Annotated in this window: 18 protein-coding genes and 1 pseudogene; 13 read left to right on the top strand and 6 right to left on the bottom strand. The window is 57.9% G+C overall.

Annotation, left to right across the window (positions count from 1 at the left end; all coding sequences use genetic code 11):
• Positions 1-1,604: pseudogene (locus tag ACTG4M_RS14815) on the bottom strand ([protein-PII] uridylyltransferase); the annotation flags it as partial.
• Positions 1,605-1,614: 10 nt separating this feature from the next.
• The gene (locus ACTG4M_RS14810) at positions 1,615-2,796 is read right to left on the bottom strand and encodes a penicillin-binding protein activator (protein ID WP_439124440.1); all 1,182 of its coding nucleotides are present in this window, start codon (positions 2,794-2,796) and stop codon (positions 1,615-1,617) included.
• A gap of 88 nt (positions 2,797-2,884) precedes the next feature.
• Here ACTG4M_RS14810 and rsmI point away from each other — a divergent pair, with 88 nt between their 5' ends.
• The 3 genes from rsmI (at position 2,885) to gshB (ending at position 5,176) form a co-directional block, all read left to right on the top strand.
• Entirely contained in the window at positions 2,885-3,742 is an 858-nt protein-coding gene (gene rsmI / locus ACTG4M_RS14805; protein ID WP_439124437.1) for a 16S rRNA (cytidine(1402)-2'-O)-methyltransferase, read from the top strand.
• Between the two features lie 39 nt (positions 3,743-3,781).
• The gene (locus ACTG4M_RS14800; protein ID WP_439124436.1) at positions 3,782-4,177 is read left to right on the top strand and encodes a YraN family protein; all 396 of its coding nucleotides are present in this window, start codon (positions 3,782-3,784) and stop codon (positions 4,175-4,177) included.
• A gap of 66 nt (positions 4,178-4,243) precedes the next feature.
• Positions 4,244-5,176, top strand: a complete 933-nt coding sequence (gene gshB / locus ACTG4M_RS14795; RefSeq protein WP_439124435.1) for a glutathione synthase — start codon at positions 4,244-4,246, stop codon at positions 5,174-5,176.
• Positions 5,177-5,231: 55 nt separating this feature from the next.
• Here the strand turns inward: gshB and ACTG4M_RS14790 are convergent, their stop codons facing one another.
• Entirely contained in the window at positions 5,232-6,743 is a 1,512-nt protein-coding gene (locus ACTG4M_RS14790; protein ID WP_439124434.1) for a YifB family Mg chelatase-like AAA ATPase, read from the bottom strand.
• 121 nt (positions 6,744-6,864) lie between these two features.
• Positions 6,865-7,740, bottom strand: a complete 876-nt coding sequence (locus ACTG4M_RS14785; RefSeq protein ID WP_439124433.1) for a glutathione S-transferase — start codon at positions 7,738-7,740, stop codon at positions 6,865-6,867.
• Between the two features lie 206 nt (positions 7,741-7,946).
• Between ACTG4M_RS14785 and ACTG4M_RS14780 the strand changes: the two genes are divergently transcribed.
• The 6 genes from ACTG4M_RS14780 (at position 7,947) to ACTG4M_RS14755 (ending at position 14,619) form a co-directional block, all read left to right on the top strand.
• Positions 7,947-8,825 (top strand): RNA polymerase factor sigma-32, encoded by an 879-nt coding sequence (locus tag ACTG4M_RS14780; RefSeq protein WP_439124432.1) that lies wholly within the window; start codon positions 7,947-7,949, stop codon positions 8,823-8,825.
• A complete protein-coding gene (locus tag ACTG4M_RS14775; RefSeq protein ID WP_439124431.1) occupies positions 8,822-9,601 on the top strand; it encodes a ChaN family lipoprotein in 780 nt (259 codons plus the stop codon). Before ACTG4M_RS14780 ends, ACTG4M_RS14775 begins: the two co-directional genes overlap by 4 nt.
• Positions 9,602-9,660: 59 nt before the next feature.
• The gene (coaBC, locus tag ACTG4M_RS14770; RefSeq protein WP_439124430.1) at positions 9,661-10,854 is read left to right on the top strand and encodes a bifunctional phosphopantothenoylcysteine decarboxylase/phosphopantothenate--cysteine ligase CoaBC; all 1,194 of its coding nucleotides are present in this window, start codon (positions 9,661-9,663) and stop codon (positions 10,852-10,854) included.
• Positions 10,855-10,904: 50 nt separating this feature from the next.
• Positions 10,905-11,363 carry a dUTP diphosphatase gene (dut, locus tag ACTG4M_RS14765; protein ID WP_439124439.1) on the top strand — a complete coding sequence of 153 codons (459 nt, stop codon included), beginning with the start codon at positions 10,905-10,907 and terminating at the stop codon, positions 11,361-11,363.
• The gene (locus tag ACTG4M_RS14760) at positions 11,360-12,415 is read left to right on the top strand and encodes a HesA/MoeB/ThiF family protein (protein WP_439124429.1); all 1,056 of its coding nucleotides are present in this window, start codon (positions 11,360-11,362) and stop codon (positions 12,413-12,415) included. Before dut ends, ACTG4M_RS14760 begins: the two co-directional genes overlap by 4 nt.
• A 191-nt stretch (positions 12,416-12,606) precedes the next feature.
• Entirely contained in the window at positions 12,607-14,619 is a 2,013-nt protein-coding gene (locus ACTG4M_RS14755; protein ID WP_439124428.1) for a M3 family metallopeptidase, read from the top strand.
• A 2-nt stretch (positions 14,620-14,621) separates the two neighbouring features.
• Here ACTG4M_RS14755 and ACTG4M_RS14750 read toward each other — a convergent pair whose 3' ends face one another.
• Positions 14,622-15,326, bottom strand: a complete 705-nt coding sequence (locus ACTG4M_RS14750; RefSeq protein WP_439124427.1) for a hypothetical protein — start codon at positions 15,324-15,326, stop codon at positions 14,622-14,624.
• Between the two features lie 276 nt (positions 15,327-15,602).
• Positions 15,603-15,977 (bottom strand): ArsR/SmtB family transcription factor, encoded by a 375-nt coding sequence (locus tag ACTG4M_RS14745; protein WP_439124426.1) that lies wholly within the window; start codon positions 15,975-15,977, stop codon positions 15,603-15,605.
• 230 nt (positions 15,978-16,207) lie between these two features.
• Between ACTG4M_RS14745 and ACTG4M_RS14740 the strand changes: the two genes are divergently transcribed.
• The 4 genes from ACTG4M_RS14740 to ACTG4M_RS14725 form a co-directional block, all read left to right on the top strand.
• Positions 16,208-16,555, top strand: coding sequence for an AtpZ/AtpI family protein (locus tag ACTG4M_RS14740; protein WP_439124438.1), 348 nt, complete (start codon positions 16,208-16,210; stop codon positions 16,553-16,555).
• Entirely contained in the window at positions 16,539-17,297 is a 759-nt protein-coding gene (locus ACTG4M_RS14735) for a F0F1 ATP synthase subunit A (protein WP_439124425.1), read from the top strand. Before ACTG4M_RS14740 ends, ACTG4M_RS14735 begins: the two co-directional genes overlap by 17 nt.
• A 60-nt stretch (positions 17,298-17,357) precedes the next feature.
• Complete coding sequence (locus tag ACTG4M_RS14730) at positions 17,358-17,582, top strand: F0F1 ATP synthase subunit C (protein WP_072775827.1); 225 nt, start codon at positions 17,358-17,360, stop codon at positions 17,580-17,582.
• 85 nt (positions 17,583-17,667) lie between these two features.
• The coding region (locus ACTG4M_RS14725) for a F0F1 ATP synthase subunit B' (protein ID WP_439124424.1) at positions 17,668-18,034 on the top strand (367 nt) is incomplete at its 3' end.

The following is an 18,034-nucleotide window of genomic DNA, read 5'->3' as shown; positions in this document are numbered from 1 at the left end:
GCCACATAAAGCACCTTGCGGTTGACGCCGTGCTTGAGGATGGAACTCGCGACGGGCAGGTATTCTTCGAGGTGGCCGTTCTCGATCTCGCTCAGGTGCCAGATGCATTGGATCGTGTGTTCGTCGACCGTGTAGTGATGGTACATGTTGAACTGCATCATCGCGACGATGGGTTGGAATTCCGGGATGAACGCGGACAGCACGCCCAGTTCGTTCATCCGACGCAGGGCGCGTTCGGGATTGCCGTGTTTGAGCATCAGGTCGAGGAAGATGCGCTGGGCCTCTTTCTCGGTGCGCATGTCCTTGTCGATAAGATGCAGGTTTGCGCTGATCAGGCGCATCGCGTCGGCGTGGATCAGCAGGCCAGTGCGCAGAGCTTCTTCAAAGATCCGCAGCAGGTTCATCTTGTCGGCAAGGAAGGTGTTGTTGTCAACGATGGCGAGGCGGTTGTTCACCATCTCGTAACCGTCCTTCATCTTGGGTGCGCGTTTAAGCAGGCGCATCAGCAGGGGCGGGTCTTTTTGCTGAGACGCTTCAAGCGACGTCAGAAAGATGCGGGTCAGATCCCCGACGGACGTGGCGTATCGGAAGAATTCCTGCATGAAGATTTCCACACCGCGACGACCGCCTTTGTCGGTATAGCCCATACGATCGGCGACTTCGACTTGCATGTCGAATGTGAGCTGTTCGGTGGCACGGCCAGAGGCGAGGTGCAGGTGGCAGCGCACGGCCCAGAGGAAGTTCTCGGCTTTGACGAAGGTTTCAAATTCCTCGGGGCGAAACACACCGTCGCGCACAAGTTGGCCCAAGTCATCGGTGTGGTGAATGTACTTGGCGATCCAGAACAGCGATTGCAGATCGCGCAACCCGCCTTTGCCCTCTTTGACATTTGGCTCCACCATGTAGCGCTGGCCTTGCTTGACGTGTCGCGCGTCACGCTCGGCCAGTTTTGCTTCGATGAATTCGCCTTCGGTACCTTTGAAAAGCGTGTTCCAGAGCTTTGTATCCAGTTCTTCCGCAAGCGGATCGAAACCGCAAAGAAAGCGGTGCTCCATCATCGCGGTGCGGATCGTGAAATCGTCTGCGCCCAGACGCAGGCAGTCTTTGACTGTGCGGGAGGAATGACCGACCTTCAACTTGAGATCCCACATGATGTAGAGCATGGATTCAATCACGCTCTCGGCCCATGCGGTGATCTTGTAGGGTGTCAGGAACAGCAGGTCGACATCGGAAAATGGGGCCATTTCGCCACGTCCGTAACCGCCGACCGCCAACAGGGCCAGACGTTCGCCCTCGGTGGGGTTCGGGTTGCGGTGCAGGCGTTCCGTGACGACTTCAAAGGTCAGGGTAACCAGCTGATCGGTGAGCCAAGTGTACCCAGATGTGACCGGCAACGCGTTGCGGGGGGTCGCATCCAATCGCGCAGCGATGGCGGTGCGTCCTGCTTTTTGCGCCTCTTTCAAAGCTGTCACAGTGGCTGCGCGCACCTCGCGCTCGTCGCGCGTTTCGCCAATGCCCTGCCACAGCGTATCGCGCAGCGTTGGGACATCTAGAATGTCAGAGAAATCATCGGATGCCGATGGGGCATCCGATGGATTGGTCATGCTCAGGGATTTAGAAGCCTGCGCCGCCGAAGCCGGATGGGGCTGGGTCAAGGATAGTCACCTGATTGTTGCGCACGGTCGCGATGGCGAGACCGCGTTCGTTGGTTCCGTCCGGGCGGATGCGGAAGACGCCGTTGGCGCCCTGGAAGCCCGAATTCTGTGTCAGTGCCCGGGCGCTGAGTGCGTCCGAACGACCCTGTCGTACCAGAGCGCCGATGGCTGCGATACCGTCAAACGCAAGGCCGGCGAGGGGATGCGGGTCTTTTCCGAACTGCGCACGGTAGCGGCTGTCGAATGCTGATTTTGATGCTGTGTCGGCAAGGGTAAAGTAGCCGCCCTGTGCGCCGGGCATCGACAGGATCTGGGTAGGCACATCCCAACGGGCCAGACCCAAATACTGGGTGGTTGCCGGGTTCACACCGCCTTCTGGCATGAGTTGTAGCAGCATTGGCAATGCGCCGGCGGTGTTGGAGGTCAGGAAGACTGAATCTGCGCCGGTTGACTCGATCCTGCTGCGAATACGCGGGATAGCAGATGTGACGCCCTCTTGGGAAAACGGGAACGATTCGATACCGGCAACGCGCACGCCATTCTGGCTGGCAGCCGTTTGGATTGCGGCCTTGCCAAATTCGCCTTCGACGTTTTGCGGATGCACGATCACAACCGAATTGCGACCTTGCCGGGACGAATATCCAAGCAAACGGTTGGCGGTGTTTCGGAAAGTTGGCCCCAAGATAAAGACGTTGCCACCCGCGATCGAAGGGTTGTTCGAAAAGCTGAGCACGTTGATGCCATTGTCAGCGACCGCCACCCCAGCGGCATTTGCGGCTTCGCCAAAGAGCGGGCCAAGAATGATTTGCGCGCCTTCGGCAACGGCGGTTTCGGCCTGAACTGCCGCGCGTTGGGCATCGCCGCCAGTGTCATAGACACGCAAGTCGATTTGCACGCCATCGAGCGACGCCAAAGCAAGGCGGGCGGCGTTTTCAAGGCTGGCTGCGAGGCCTCCGGCGCCTGTATCGCTGCGCGGGATCAACAAGGCAACGGGAACGGGCGCGTTTGTATTAATGTTGGGGCCAGAGCCGCCACCAGGGGCCGCCATCATACTTGGGTCGCAGGCGGACAAACCCATAATACCAGCAATCACTGCAGCTTTGCGCAACAGCTTGCGGGGGGTGGACAAAACGGCCAACATAAAACGCACTCCCTTGGCGTGTCCTGATGTTTCGGACACGTATTTTAATTGGGGCAGATAATAGACAACGACAAAGGCGGGTCCAGACATGAATTGGCAGACACGCGAGATCGCGCCGGGGTTGTACCTTGTCGCGACGCCCCTGGGCAACGCGCGCGACATCACCTTGCGCGCGCTGGACCTGCTGGCTGGGGCAGATGTTCTGGCTGCCGAGGACACGCGATCTTTGCGGCGATTGATGGAGATTCATGGGGTTGCTTTGGGAGATCGGCCTTTGGTGGCATACCATGACCACAACGGCGACCGCGCCAGACCGCGGCTGTTGGCGGCGTTGGAGGCGGGACAATCGGTTGTATATGCCTCTGAGGCGGGTACGCCACTGATCTCTGATCCGGGTTTTGATCTGATGCGGGCCGCGCTGGCGGCCGGGTATTCCTGTACCACCGCGCCGGGCGCCACGGCTGCAGTTGCTGCGCTGACGCTGTCTGGGCTGCCGTCGGACAGGTTTTTATTTACCGGGTTTCTGCCAAACAGTTCGGGCAAACGGAAAAAGGCGCTGGAAGAGCTGGCCGCTGTGCCTGCAACGCTGATTTTCTACGAAGCGCCGAAACGGGTGGGCGCAATGCTGCGGGATGCAGCCGAGGTTCTTGGCGCGGATCGCGATGCTGTGGTGTGCCGCGAGTTAACCAAGAAATTCGAAGAGCGGTGTGCGGGAAGTTTGGCTGAATTATCGTCGAAGTATTCCGATGAAACGCCAAAAGGTGAAATCGTTGTTCTGATCGACCGTGGCCAAGGAGTTGAGACGGATCAAGCGACGTTGGATGACGCGTTGCGTGATGCGCTCACTCGGATGTCTGTCAAGGATGCGGCAAGCGAAGTGTCGAAGATTTATGGTGTGCCCCGACGCGAGGCCTATCAAAGAGCGATGGCGTTAGGAGAACGTTAGATCCTTTTGGATTAGGGTGATTCTGAAACGGAGGGATTGATGCCATTTGATGTTCAGAATGATCCGTCACGGTCTGGCGACGTTAGGTGCACCAATTATCACGCAGGTCTGAGCGCGGAACAGGCTGTTTCCCGGCACTATCAAAGGCAAGGCGCTGTACTGTGCGAAAACCGCTGGCGCGGGCGCTGTGGCGAAATCGATCTGATCTTTGCCGAGGGCGACATGATTGTGTTTGTTGAGGTCAAGAAAAGCCGAACTCATGCGCAGGCTGTGCAGCACATCACCACCCGCCAAATGGCACGCATTCTATGCAGCGCCGAGGATTATCTGGGCGCATGTCCAAAGGGTTCACTCACCGAAGCACGGTTGGATGTGGCCTTAGTCGATGCGCAGGGCGTAATAAAAATCATCCCGAACGCCAGCATGGCGCTGTGATGCCATGAGCTTGCACCCCTGAATGGCTTGCGCCATTAGAAGGGCAGATTTTGCAAGGGACAGCACATGAAAATCGCCTTTCAGATGGACCCGATCCAGTCGGTCGATATCAATGCCGACAGTTCTTTCCGCTTGGCCGAAGAGGCGCAGACCCGGGGACATGAACTGTTCTTCTACAGCCCAGATAAGCTGGCCTATGACGAGGGGCGCATTTTGGCCCTGGGACACAGCTTTACAGTGCAGCGGGTGCAGGGTGATCACGTGGCGCTGGGCCCCGAAAAGCAAGTCGATCTGGCAGATTTTGATGTGATCTGGCTGCGGCAGGACCCGCCCTTTGACATGAATTACATCACGTCGACGCATTTGCTGGACCGCCTTAAGGGGCAGGCGTTGGTGGTGAATGATCCGTTCTGGGTGCGGAACTATCCTGAAAAGCTGTTGGTGCTCGATTTTCCAGACCTGACGCCGCCCACAATGATCGCCCGTGACCTTGAAACGATCAAGGCATTCAAGGCGCGTCATCAGGATGTCATTCTCAAGCCGCTATATGGCAACGGTGGTGCCGGGGTGTTTCGGCTGGACGCCAACGATCGCAATCTGACGTCCCTGCACGAACTGTTCACCGGTTTCTCGCGCGAGCCGCTGATTGTGCAGAAATTCCTGCCCGATGTTTCGGCCGGGGACAAGCGGGTGATCCTTGTGGACGGTGAGGCGGTTGGCGCGATCAACCGCGTGCCTGCGAAGGGTGAGACGCGGTCGAACATGCATGTTGGTGGGCGGCCGGAAAAGATTGGGTTGTCCGAACGTGATCTGGAGATTTGTGCCAGGATCGGGCCGCTGTTGAAAGAAAAGGGGCAGGTCTTTGTCGGGATCGACGTGATTGGCAACTATCTGACTGAAATCAACGTGACCTCGCCAACCGGCATTCAGGAGCTGGAGCGGTTCGACGGGATCAACGTCGCTGAAAAGATCTGGCAGGCGATTGAGGCAAAGCTTTAGGGCAAGGCGCACGGGTTTCGAAAACCGTCACATATCTTGAGAAGGATGGGACGCACTAGGTTGAACTTGGGGGCAAGCGGTAGCTGAGCGCTTCGGCGATGTGGTCGCGGGTGATGGTGTCCGTTGCTTCAAGGTCAGCAATGCTGCGCGCAACGCGTAGAACGCGGTGATAGCCGCGGGCAGAAAGACCGAAACGGTCGGCGGCATTTGTCAAAAGCGTTCTAGCTGCGGTATCGAGGATCGTCGCGCGATCCAGTAGATCGCCTTCGAGATCGGCATTTTGGCGCATCTTTGGATGCGATTCAAATCGGTCGGACTGGACCTTGCGGGCGGCCGCAACACGCGAGGCCAGTTCGTTGCTGGTTGCACCAGAGCTGGGCAAGTCAAGGTCTCGGAATGCGACCGGAGGCACATCGACGCGCAGATCGAACCGGTCCATCAAGGGCCCCGAGATGCGACCCATATAGTCTTCGCCGCAATTCGGCGCTCGCGAACAGGCACGGGCGGGATCGCTTAGGTAACCGCATTTGCAAGGGTTGGCAGCGGCGACCAACATAAAGCGACACGGGTATTTTATATGAGCATTCGCGCGGGCGATCATGACCTCGCCGGTTTCGATCGGTTGGCGCAGGGTTTCCAGCACGGCGCGGGGGAATTCGGGGAACTCATCCATAAACAACACCCCATTATGGGCGAGGCTGATTTCTCCGGGTTTGGCAGTCCGGCCCCCGCCCACGATGGCGGCCATGGATGCGGTGTGGTGTGGTTCGCGAAATGGGCGTTCTCGCGAGATGCCACCGGCTTCGATCAAGCCGGACAGCGAATGAACCATTGATGTTTCAAGGGCTTCGGTCGGTGTGAGCGGCGGAAGAATACCGGGTAATCTAGAGGCGAGCATGGATTTGCCCGACCCGGGAGTTCCAATCAGCAAGACATGATGCCGCCCGGCAGCAGCGATTTCGAGCGCCCGTTTGGCACGTTCCTGACCTTTCACGTCGCGCATATCGGTTGTTTTCGCGCTTTGCGTGACCTCTCCGGGATCACAAAGGGAAAGCGGCGTGCGACCTGTGACGTGCTGGATCACGTCCATCAGTCCGTTGGCCCCAATCACCTGACACCCGCCAACCCATGCCGCCTCTGCCCCGGACGCAGCTGGGCAAATCAGAGCGCGGTTTTCCTCGGCAGCGGCCATAGCGGCGGGAAGTGCGCCGATGACGGGGATCAGTGCCCCATCTAGCGACAATTCACCAAGCGCAACAGTGTCAGCCACAGCATCTTTGGGGAGGATTTCAAGCTCTGCCAAAAGCGCGAGAGCGATAGGAAGGTCGAAATGTGAACCTTCCTTGGGCAGGTCGGCTGGCGATAGGTTAACCGTGATCCGCTTTGACGGCAGCGCGATGTGCAGCGTCGAAAGTGCGCCGCGTACTCGGTCGCGCGATTCAGACACAGCTTTGTCAGGCAGGCCCACAACGGAAAAGGCCGGCATGCCGGGCGTGACGGCGCATTGGACCTCGACCATGCGGGCATCAACGCCTTCGAAAGCGACGGTGTAGGCATGCGCAACCATGTCGTCCTGTTCCCAATCCTGGGTGAGGGTGGGCTCAGGATGGTTGCGAAATGGTTAACACTGGCGCTTTAAACCCTTCGAAGAGGTTTTGCCTTCGTTTGGAGGAAGGTGCGCTTTGGCTTTACACCGCCTTGGTGATCGCCATGAAAGCAGGCCATGCCTCGGGGTCGTGCACGGTTTCATTGCGGCACAATTGGTTTTCAAACCCGTAGATGACGCCGTCCATTTCCAGAAAATAGGCGGGCGTACCGCCGGTGAAGGGGCATTTGGCATTGACGGCTGGGCCTTTATTGACGGCTTTTGCCGCCAAAGCCGTGGGGCCAGGCCACGGTTTGGTGTCGAACGGCTTGGCGTACCACGGCAAGGTATCACCGGTCACGAGCGCCATCGTGCGCCACTGGCGGAACATCGTGTCAGACAGATGCGTGTCTACATAGGCTTGTGCCATGTCGGACAAACCAATGTCATACCCGGCAAAGCGGGCAGCTACCGGCGCAAACGCGATATCGGCTATGGAATAGCGGCCCAGCAGCCAGGGGCCTTCATCGGCAAATTTCGCACGGGCATGTCCCCAGATGGTTTCGATCCGGGCAACATCGAACAGTGTCGCGTCGGACAGTGGTGGTTTGCGATAGGCGGTGCGCAGATTCATCGGGCATTCGCTGCGCAGCGCAGAGAATCCGGAGTGCATTTCGGCAGCCAATGCGCGCCCCAAGCCGCGCGCGGCTGGGTCTTGTGGCCAAAGACCCCCATCGGGGTGACGGCTGTGCAGTTCTTCCGCCATTGCAAGGGAGTCCCAAATCGCTGTGCCTTCGGGCGTGCGCATACAGGGAACGGTGCGTGCAGGTGCCATATCGGTCAGCTGATCAAAAACCTCGGCCTTGTTGAAATCGACGAGATGAGTCTTGGGTTTCAGCCCCAGAACACGGAACAGCAGCCACCCGCGCAGTGACCAACTTGAATAGGCGTAATCGCCAACGAAAAGCTCATAACTCATGCACCTGTGTCCCATGTTGCCTTGGATTCGCGCAACTCTATCGTCGCCTTCGAAAGATGCCCAATTTCGAATTGTGCGCAGGACCATCACCGGAACGAATTAATGTGAGGCTGCGTTGTTCACTTATTGAAACTTTTTCAATGAATCTTTGATCCATGCGCGGGACGTGCCCGTAAACGGTATAAGAGATAAGATCAGGGGGCACTATGGCACTGGACTCGTTTAACGACCAAACCCTGTCTCGCCGTGCGATGAAGGCAGAATTGCTGGACGCGGAGACGGAACTCAAGCTTGCATACGCCTGGCGCGACCAGCGTGATGAGGTTGCGCTGCATCGGCTGATCACGGCCTATATGCGTCTGGCCATTTCAATGGCGTCGAAATTCAAACGCTACGGCGCGCCAATGAACGATCTGATCCAAGAGGCGGGTTTGGGTCTGATGAAGGCGGCGGACAAGTTCGATCCGGATCGCGGCGTGCGATTTTCGACATACGCTGTCTGGTGGATCAAAGCGTCCATTCAGGATTATGTGATGCGCAACTGGTCCATCGTACGGACCGGGTCGACGTCTTCTCAGAAATCGTTGTTCTTCAATATGCGCCGTGTTCAGGCGCGGCTTGAACGTGAAGCTGCAGCTGAGGGAAAATCCTTGGAAGGGCACGAAATGCGCCGCATGATTTCCGAGGAGATCGGGGTGCCGCTACACGACGTTGAAATGATGGAAGGCCGTTTGTCGGGCTCGGACTATTCATTGAATGCGACGCAGTCGACCGAAGACGAAGGTCGCGAGTGGATCGACGCTTTGGAAGACGACAGCGCGCAAGCTGACGAAACGGTAGAGGAAGATTTGGACCTTGCCCAGTTGCGACAGTGGCTGATGATGGCAATGAACCAGCTGAATGAGCGTGAGCGGTTTATCGTGCGCGAACGCAAGCTGCGGGAAGATTCGCGGACGTTGGAAAGCCTCGGGAACGAGCTGGGGTTGTCCAAAGAGCGTGTTCGTCAGCTTGAGGCCGCGGCGTTTGCGAAAATTCGCAAGTCGCTTGAAGCTCAGAGCCCTGAGGTTCATCACTTCCTTTCATGAGATATGCGCTGACTTTACTGCTTTTCGCCCCCACGGCTTTGGTCGCTGGGGGCGTTTTTGATGGCGCTGACGTGGTGTTTCTTGGGGAATTGCACGACAATCCGGCCCATCACGCCCGACAGGCAACTTATGTAACAGAGCTTGAACCGACTGCATTGGTGTTCGAGATGCTCACGCAGGAACAGGCCGATCTTGTGACCCGTGACTTGGTCGAAGACGAAGCCGCTTTAGAGGTGGCGCTTGGTTGGAATGACAGCGGATGGCCTGATTTTTCGATGTACTACCCGATTTTCGCGGCTGCCCCCGATGCCGCCTATTTCGGTGCCGCTGTGCCCCGCGACGTGGCTCGACAGGCGATGGCCAACGGTTTGACCACAGGGTTTCGCGGGGATCCCGAAGCGTTTGGTCTGACTCCTCCTTTGCCAGATGACCAACAGGTGCAGCGCGAGGCGTTGCAACTGGCCGCGCATTGTGACGCGATGCCGAAAGAGATGCTGCCTGTGATGGTCGACATTCAGCGGTTGCGGGATGCGGAGCTTGCCTATTCGGCGTTGCAGGCGTTCGAGGCAAAGGGCGGTCCGGTGGTCGTGATTACCGGGAACGGGCACGCGCGGAAGGACTGGGGTGCCCCAGTCTATCTAATGGCGGCGGCGCCTGCGTTGCGCATTGCCGCGTTGGGGCAAGGAGAGGACGACGTGCCGCCCTCGGGGCTGTTCGACGTGGTGAAAACTGCGCCAGCTACGGATCGGGGTGATCCCTGTGCTGCGTTCCGCTGATTGAGTTTTGACGACCGGCCCCGTAACAAAGGTGCAGAACCCTGTCAGGACTGTGCCTTATGTTGAGCGGCAAACGTATTCTTCTGATCATCGGCGGCGGGATCGCGGCGTATAAATGCCTCGACCTGATCCGTCGTCTACGCGAACGCGGCGCGTCGGTGACACCGGTCATGACACGCGCGGCGGCGGAATTTGTCACGCCGTTGTCGGTGTCGGCACTGGCGGGCGAGAAGGTCTATACTGATCTGTTCGATCTGACAGACGAAGCTGAAATGGGGCATATCCAGTTATCCCGAGTTGCTGACATTGTGCTGGTTGCTCCGGCAACCGCGGACCTGATGGCGAAGATGGCCTCAGGGATGGCAAGTGATCTGGCGACGACGCTCTTGCTGGCGACCGATACGCCGGTGATGATCGCGCCCGCGATGAATGTGAGGATGTGGGATCATCCTGCGACTCAGCGCAATCTGGCGATACTGCGCAAAGACGGGGTTGCGGTTGTTGGCCCGAATGAGGGAGATATGGCCTGCGGTGAATTTGGCCCTGGTCGGATGTCTGAACCGTTGGAGATTGTCGATGCGGTGATCACTGCTTTGGCGGATGGTCCGCTGACAGGCAAGCGGATCGTCGTCACATCAGGCCCAACGCACGAACCGATTGATCCCGTGCGCTATATCGCCAACCGATCATCCGGGGCGCAAGGTAAGGCGATTGCGGCGGCACTTCGGGCTTTGGGTGCGGAGATTGTTTTTGTCACCGGTCCGGCGGATGTCGCGCCACCTGAAGGCGTAGAGGTTGTCCCGGTGGAAACCGCACGAGAGATGCGCGCAGCGGTGTTGGTCGCATTGCCAGCCGACGCGGCCGTGTTCGCCGCCGCGGTGGCAGATTGGCATGTGGTCGGTGCGTCTGACAGCAAGATCAAGAAGGTTGCCGGTGCCCTGCCGACGCTCGAATTCGAGGAAAATCCCGACATTTTGGCAGAGGTGTCACAGATGAAAGATGGACGCCCCGGATTGGTCGTTGGCTTTGCCGCCGAGACCAATGACGTGATCGACAACGCCACCGCCAAGCGGGCGCGCAAAGGCTGTGACTGGATTGTTGCGAATGACGTGTCACCCGCCACCGGTATCATGGGTGGATCGGAAAATGCGGTGACACTGATTTCTGACAGCGGTTCGGATACCTGGCCGCGCATGGGCAAAGACGCCGTTGCGCGTCAATTGGCAGCACGGATTGCCGACGCGCTGGTCTGACGGCAAGGTCGGGCCATCTTGCATATTTGAAAAAAGAAGAAGGGCATGGCGTGGTCACGATTGAGCTGACTTGGGACGAAGGGGCTGACAGGTCTTTGGGTTTGCCCACATATGCCAGCGCCGGTGCGGCGGGAGCCGATCTGCGCGCGAACTTACCAAATCGTGGAACTGTTGTTCTTGAGCCAGGTGCGCGAGCCTTGGTGCCCACGGGCCTGCGAATGGCAATCCCTGACGGGTTTGAAGTGCAGGTTCGGCCTCGATCTGGTTTGGCGCTCAAGCATGGAATCACCTTGCCGAACGCGCCGGGTACCATCGACAGCGATTATCGCGGGCCTTTGGGTGTGATTGTCATGAACGCCGGACAGGAGACGTTCGAGATTGTTCATGGAGATCGGATTGCCCAGATGGTGGTCGCACCCGTGCTGCGCGCGGGATTTGTCGTGGTTGAGGATTTGAGCGACACGCAACGCGGTTCTGGTGGGTTCGGATCGACAGGAGTGTCTGAATGATTGTCGTATTTGCGATGGCAGCAGCGCTTTGGGGTATGGGCGCGATTATGAAGATGCCACGTACGGCGCGTCTTTATATGATCGGCCTGCTCTATATCGGGGTCTTGTTCATTCAGATCGCACTGCCGATGGGGCATCCGCTACGAATGGCGACTGGCGAGAGTGCCGCGCTTTGGATCTTGCTGGGCGTCTTTGCGGCTTTCGCTGTGCTCTATGGGCGCGTGGTCAAAGCGTTGAAAACCCGCGCTTTGGTAAAAGAAGAGGCCGACGCGCCCCCTGCGACCCGCAGCGAGAGTTTCAGCGCGACTGAACTTGAACGTTATGCCCGCCATATCGTGCTGCGCGAAATCGGTGGGCCGGGTCAGAAAGCGTTGCGCGATGCCAAGGTTCTGGTGATCGGTGCCGGAGGCTTGGGCGCGCCCGCCTTGCAATATCTGGCCGCCGCCGGGGTCGGAACGGTTGGTGTGATCGACGACGATGTGGTCGAAAACGCCAACCTGCAACGGCAGGTGATCCACCGGGATCAGGATATTGGCATCCCAAAAGTGTTTTCAGCGCAAGCCGCGATGGTGGCGCAAAACCCTTATGTAGAGGTGTTGCCCTACCACCGGCGACTGACCGAGGCGGTGGCAGCGGACTTGGTCGCGGGATATGATCTTGTGCTGGATGGTACCGATAATTTTGAGACCCGATATCTTGCAAATAAGATCGCAGTGGCTGCTGGAAAGTCATTGATTTCCGGTGCTTTATCGCAATGGGAAGGGCAGATTTCGGTGTTTGATCCGGCGTCCGGAACGCCCTGTTATCAGTGTATTTTTCCCGAAGCTCCGGCAGATGGGTTGGCACCGTCTTGTGCCGAAGCTGGGGTCATTGGGCCATTGCCGGGGGTGATCGGGTCTATGATGGCGGTCGAGGCGATCAAGCTCATTACAGGGGCTGGGCAAGCGCTTAAGGGTGAAATGTTGATTTACGATGCGCTTTGGGGAGAAACGCGGAAAATTACGCTTAAATCGCGCACGGATTGCCCGATTTGCGGAGACCAGGTGGGTTAACGTTGACGACGTATCAGAACCGTAGCCCCATTGCTTGGGTATTGAGGCTGAACCAAAACGCGATGCCGCAATCGGCTTTGGAGTCTTGTCTGTGAATTAAGACGTGTGTGAATAATCGGAAAACTAAGAAGCACCATTGTTGTTTGCACGGGGCAGACCTAGGTTTTGACCAAACCATGTGGGAGTTTTCGATGACCAATCCGTTGCTTGAGACTTGGGACACGCCGTTCGGCCTTCCACCATTTGACCAGATCAAGGATGCGCATTTTGCGCCTGCAATTGAGGCCGCGATGGCCGAAGGTTTGGCCGAGGTCGAGGAGATCGCGACCAACCCTGAGCCGCCGACTTTTGAGAACACCATCGAAGGATTGATGCGAACGGGTGCCTCTTTGGATCGGGTGTTGGGCGTATTCTACAACCTTGCCGGTGCTGATAGTACGGATGCCCGAGAAGAGATCATGCGGGAATTTTCGCCCAAGCTTGCTGCACATTCGGCGGCGATTTATGGCAATCAGGCGTTGTTTTCACGGATCGAGCAGGTCTGGCTTGCGCGTGAAGCACTGGATTTGACGCCAGAACAGGCGCGTGTGTTGATGCTCACCCACCGCGGTTTTGTGCGCGCGGGGGCTGCGCTGACCGGTGATGAGGCGTCGCGGATGAAGGAAATCAAGGGACGACTGGCAACACTGGGCACCCAGTTTGGCCAGAACCTTTTGGCGGACGAACGTGACTGGCAGCGGACATTGTCAGAAGACGATCTTGAGGGCTTGCCCGGATTTGTCATCGATGCGGTGCGTGCGGCGGGTAAGGAACGCGGCGCGGACGGACCTGTTTTGACCTTGTCGCGCTCGGTGATCGTGCCGTTCTTGCAGTTTTGCCCGAACCGACCTCTGCGCGAAGAGGCATGGCGCGCGTGGGTTGCACGCGGAGAGAATGGCGGTGAGACAGACAATCGCGAGGTCGCTGCCGAGATTTTGGCGCTGCGGCAAGAGCGGGCAAAGTTGTTGGGATATGATGACTTCGCCTCTTACAAGCTTGAGACCGAAATGGCGAAAACTCCGGACGCCGTACGTGGTTTGCTGATGGATGTTTGGGAGCCTGCAAAAGCACGTGCCCTCGCCGATGCGGCGCTGTTAGAGGAACGCATGGCTGCGGATGGTGTCAACGGGCCGTTGCAGGCATGGGATTGGCGTTACTATTCCGATGCGCGTCGGCGCGAGGAATTCGCGCTGAACGAGGCGGAGTTGAAGCCCTATCTGCAGTTGGATCGGATGATTGAGGCGGCGTTCGCCTGTGCGTCGCGGTTGTTCGGGTTGGCGTTCAAGCCGTTGGATGTCCCGCTTTACCATACTGATGCCCGCGCTTGGGAAGTCTCGCGCGACGGCAACCATGTTGCGGTGTTTATCGGGGATTACTTTGCGCGGGCGTCCAAACGGTCGGGAGCGTGGTGTTCGGCAATGCGATCGCAGCGCAAATTCCCCGATGTGCAGGGACCAATCGTTCTGAATATCTGCAATTTCGCCAAGGGTGACCCGGCGCTTTTGTCCTATGATGATGCACGGACGCTGTTTCACGAGTTTGGCCATGCTCTGCATCAGATGTTGTCTGATGTGACCTATGACATGATTTCGGGAACGTCAGTCGCGCGGGACTTTGTTGAACTGCCAAGCCAGCTTTATGAGCACTGGCTTGAAGTGCCAGAAGTTTTGCAGGAATTCGCCACGCATGCTGAAACAGGCGAGCCAATGCCGCAGGAGATGCTCGACAAAGTGCTTGCCGCCGCGACCTATGACATGGGCTTTCAGACGGTCGAGTACGTCGCGTCGGCGTTGGTAGATTTGGCCTTTCACGAAGGTGATCCACCAGCAGATCCGATGGCAGCTCAGGCCAAGGTTTTGTCTGATCTGGGAATGCCCGAGGCGATTGTGATGCGTCACGCCACACCGCATTTCGCGCATGTGTTCACCGGGGACGGCTATTCGTCTGGCTACTACAGCTACATGTGGTCCGAGGTGATGGACGCCGATGCGTTTGAAGCGTTTGAGGAAGCAGGTGGCGCGTTTGATCCGGCGATGGCCGGAAAGCTGGAAGAGTTCATCCTATCAGCTGGCGGATCTGAAGAGGCGGATGTGCTTTACACCAAATTCCGCGGTCGGATGCCGGGTGTTGAGGCGTTGCTCAAGGGACGCGGGCTGGCGGCGTAGGCTTATCGCAACAACCGACCGCTGGCTTGAGGGCCGAATTGGGCGATCAACAGGTCGGCCATTTCCGGCTTTTCACGGACAAGGCTGGCCATTTCGCGGGCGATTGTGCGGCGGGTGCTACCGCGTGCGGTTTTGTATTGCAGGGCAAGAGCGTCGAGCAGTTTTTCTTGGATGCTTTGCGACGTTGTGCCGGATGCAAGGTAATGTGCAACAATGGCTTCTACCGCTGGTTTGCCCTGCAGTTCGATCAATGCGGTGACGTATGCGCCGAGATAGGCTTTGTCTTGCAAGACGGCTTGGTGCAGCGCATCGGCAAGAACAGGCCCGAAGCTGCGATCCTTCGACAGGCCCGCAAGAAGTATGCGGATTGGGCGTTGGTCCAGCTCTCCGGCTTCAATGTTTTCGAGCAGGCCGTTGATCGGGGGCACGCGTATGTCCTTGAGCGTTGCGTAGGGCAGGCGGTCGAGTTCCTGCAGGGCAAGGCGCTGAATGGTCGGATTGGCATCGTTGACCAGCGCGGCGAACAATTTGATGCGCCCGGCGTCTTGGCCCAGTTGCCAAGCGGATTGGTTCTGTACCACCGTTCTGATGATGCTGCGGAACCCCGGATCAAGCAAGGTCACCTCCACCCACGGGCCATAGGCGCCGTCGCGAACAAGGAGGGCCGTTGCGGATTTATCGCCTGCTAATTGAGTGCGGTAATGCATGCTGACTGGGATAGGGATTTCACCCAGATCTGGTCCGAGTAGAGCGTCAACAATCTGGTACGTTCCACGCGACGTTGGGCGGGCGACCACAGCTTGTTCTGTGGCCAGAAGAAGGTCGACCAGAGTGGGGTTGGGGGTATAGCCATGAAACGCACAGGCTCACGCGCTTGGCGTTGGGCCGAGGCTCAGACCGGCCGCAAGCGCCCAGCCAAGAAATTTTGTTGTGGACCAAGGTTTCGACATGCGCCGCCTGTGATGCGATGTTCGGTTCGAAGATCAGTCTAGTTCAGTCTTCCCAGTCCCGAAAGCCTGGTGTTTCTCTTGGGGAGTACTGAGGTTTTCTTTTTCCAAAAAAGCTTCGAATGCATCAAGGTTGATGGCCTCGAACTGACCAAAGGCTTGCATCCAGACGCTGGCATCCTTGAGCGCATCCGGTTCTAGCTTGCACCATTTCACACGTCCGCGTTTTTCCTGACTGATGAGGCCAGCGTCGGCCAAGGCCATTAGATGTTTGGAAATCGCGGCAAGCGACATCTCGAACGGTTCTGCCACATCCGTCACGGCCATGTCATCTTCGAGCAGCATCGTCAGGATCTGACGGCGGGTCGGGTCGGCCAATGCGGCGAAGACAGTGTCGAGCGATGGAGCCATGGGCGCAGTAGACGTAGGTGCAGGAAAAACTCAACCGGAAAGTTGAATATGCGGAATTGCGCAAAACCGGCCATGCTGTGAGTGCGACCGTTTGGAATGAGCACGTCCACCGCCTCGAATAGATATTTATTTCAGTGGCTTATGTAGGCGTTCGATGTGCCAGTCAGCGACTTGACTCGGGCCATGCTGCGCCGTAGCACATGCACAACGTTCCAACTGGAGTGGAGTGCGTGTCAGACGGTGATCCAAAGCAAAGGCTGAAAGAGCTGGAAGCGCGGATTGCAGCGGCCAAAGGGGCCACGGAGGACAAGCCACATCAAGAGGAACACTACAGCCAAGCGCAACAAGGGTGGCGCATGGTGATCGAGATGGTTTCTGGTCTTGGGATCGGATTTGGCATCGGATACGGGCTTGATGCGGTTTTCGGAACGCAGCCCTTCTTGATGGTGCTTTTTACATTGTTGGGCTTTGCGGCTGGGGTGAACGTAATGATGCGCACCGCCAAAGAGTTCCAGAGCAAGCAACTGGCCGAACAGGCCGGAGAGAACGAGAGGGATCGACATGGCGACGGCAGCTGACGGTCACAGCGAAGGCGGGCTGGTTTTCCACCCGATGGACCAGTTCATCGTAAAGCCTCTTTTTGGCGACGGTGCGGTGGGCATGTTCACCTTTACCAACGTGGCGCTTTGGCTATTGCTGGCAGTGGCCTGTGTCGTTGCGCTGATGGTGCTGGGCACATCCAAGCGCGCCACCATCCCGACGCGGACACAGTCTGTGGCCGAGCTGGCTTACGGGTTCGTCTACAAGATGGTCGAAGATGTGACCGGCAAGGATGCGGTCAAGTATTTCCCATATATCTTCACGCTGTTCATGTTCATCGTCTTCTCGAACTTCCTCGCCTTGATCCCGACCTCCTTTTCGCCGACGTCGCATATCGCGATCACGGCCGTTTTGGGCTTTGGTGTTTTCATCGCGGTGACAGTTCTGGGCTTCGTCAAGAACGGTGCCGGCTTCCTTGGTCTGTTCTGGGTGTCGAGCGCTCCACTTGCGCTGCGTCCGATCCTCGCGGTGATCGAATTGATTTCGTATTTCGTGCGCCCGGTAAGCCACTCAATTCGTCTTGCAGGCAACATCATGGCTGGCCACGCGGTTCTCAAAGTGTTCGCGGGCTTTGCAGCTATCACTGCAGTCGCACCCCTGTCCATTCTTGGCATCACGGCAATCTATGCACTGGAAGTGCTCGTTGGCTTTATCCAGGCTTACGTGTTCACGATCCTGACCTGCGTGTACCTTAAGGACGCGCTGCACCCATCACACTAAAATATGGCGCGTGATTTCACGCACCCTACGCTTCAACTTCCAATCGTAAGGAGAATTCACATGGAAGGCGATCTCGCACACATCGGCGCAGGCCTGGCAGCAATCGGTTCCGGCGCAGCCGCAATCGGGGTGGGCAATGTGGCTGGCAACTACCTCGCAGGTGCCCTGCGTAACCCGTCTGCTGCTGCTTCGCAGACAGCAACACTCTTCATCGGTATCGCGTTCGCAGAAGCGCTGGGGATCTTCGCGTTCCTCGTGTCGCTGCTGCTGATGTTCGCCGTCTAAGCTTCGGACTTTTATCCTTACGCGCGGGCGGAGCCGTAATCACGCGGCCCGCCCGATGTAACGACAAGTTCCGACGGAGGACGACATGGCAACCGAAACCACTGGTACAGCCAGCGCATGTGTGGGTCCGGATGGCAGCGCCATCGGTATGCCGCAACTTTGCGTCGACTGGATGCCGAACCAGATTTTCTGGCTCCTGATCGCACTGATCGCGATTTACTTTGTCCTGTCCCGTATCGCGCTGCCGCGCATTGCGACGGTTCTGGCGGAACGACAAGGCACAATTACGAACGACCTCGCTGCTGCTGAGGATCTCAAGCAGAAAGCGGTCGAGGCGGAAGACGCCTACAACAAGGCCCTGGCCGATGCCCGCTCGCAAGCGCAGGACATCATCGCCCAGAACAAGGCCGAGATGCAGGCCGAACTGGATAAGGCCATCGCCAAGGCCGATG

It is taken from the genome of Marivita sp. (genome assembly GCF_965656765.1).
In the GTDB taxonomy this organism is placed as follows: Bacteria; Pseudomonadota; Alphaproteobacteria; order Rhodobacterales; family Rhodobacteraceae; genus Marivita.
Note: the sequence above shows the minus strand (reverse complement) of the source record. Positions and strands in the feature narration are given on the sequence as shown.

Excerpts from the sequence above, each read along its gene's own strand:
- ACTG4M_RS14735 (WP_439124425.1), top strand. The coding sequence starts at position 16,539 with ATGGCGACGGCAGCTGACGGTCACAGCGAAGGCGGGCTGGTTTTCCAC.
- rsmI (WP_439124437.1), top strand. The coding sequence starts at position 2,885 with ATGAATTGGCAGACACGCGAGATCGCGCCGGGGTTGTACCTTGTCGCG.
- ACTG4M_RS14760 (WP_439124429.1), top strand. The coding sequence starts at position 11,360 with ATGATTGTCGTATTTGCGATGGCAGCAGCGCTTTGGGGTATGGGCGCG.
- coaBC (WP_439124430.1), top strand. The coding sequence starts at position 9,661 with ATGTTGAGCGGCAAACGTATTCTTCTGATCATCGGCGGCGGGATCGCG.
- ACTG4M_RS14745 (WP_439124426.1), bottom strand. The coding sequence starts at position 15,977 with ATGGCTCCATCGCTCGACACTGTCTTCGCCGCATTGGCCGACCCGACC.
- ACTG4M_RS14750 (WP_439124427.1), bottom strand. The coding sequence starts at position 15,326 with ATGCATTACCGCACTCAATTAGCAGGCGATAAATCCGCAACGGCCCTC.
- gshB (WP_439124435.1), top strand. The coding sequence starts at position 4,244 with ATGAAAATCGCCTTTCAGATGGACCCGATCCAGTCGGTCGATATCAAT.
- ACTG4M_RS14780 (WP_439124432.1), top strand. The coding sequence starts at position 7,947 with ATGGCACTGGACTCGTTTAACGACCAAACCCTGTCTCGCCGTGCGATG.
- ACTG4M_RS14755 (WP_439124428.1), top strand. The coding sequence starts at position 12,607 with ATGACCAATCCGTTGCTTGAGACTTGGGACACGCCGTTCGGCCTTCCA.
- ACTG4M_RS14785 (WP_439124433.1), bottom strand. The coding sequence starts at position 7,740 with ATGAGTTATGAGCTTTTCGTTGGCGATTACGCCTATTCAAGTTGGTCA.
- ACTG4M_RS14775 (WP_439124431.1), top strand. The coding sequence starts at position 8,822 with ATGAGATATGCGCTGACTTTACTGCTTTTCGCCCCCACGGCTTTGGTC.
- ACTG4M_RS14730 (WP_072775827.1), top strand. The coding sequence starts at position 17,358 with ATGGAAGGCGATCTCGCACACATCGGCGCAGGCCTGGCAGCAATCGGT.
- ACTG4M_RS14790 (WP_439124434.1), bottom strand. The coding sequence starts at position 6,743 with ATGGTTGCGCATGCCTACACCGTCGCTTTCGAAGGCGTTGATGCCCGC.
- ACTG4M_RS14810 (WP_439124440.1), bottom strand. The coding sequence starts at position 2,796 with ATGTTGGCCGTTTTGTCCACCCCCCGCAAGCTGTTGCGCAAAGCTGCA.
- ACTG4M_RS14800 (WP_439124436.1), top strand. The coding sequence starts at position 3,782 with ATGCCATTTGATGTTCAGAATGATCCGTCACGGTCTGGCGACGTTAGG.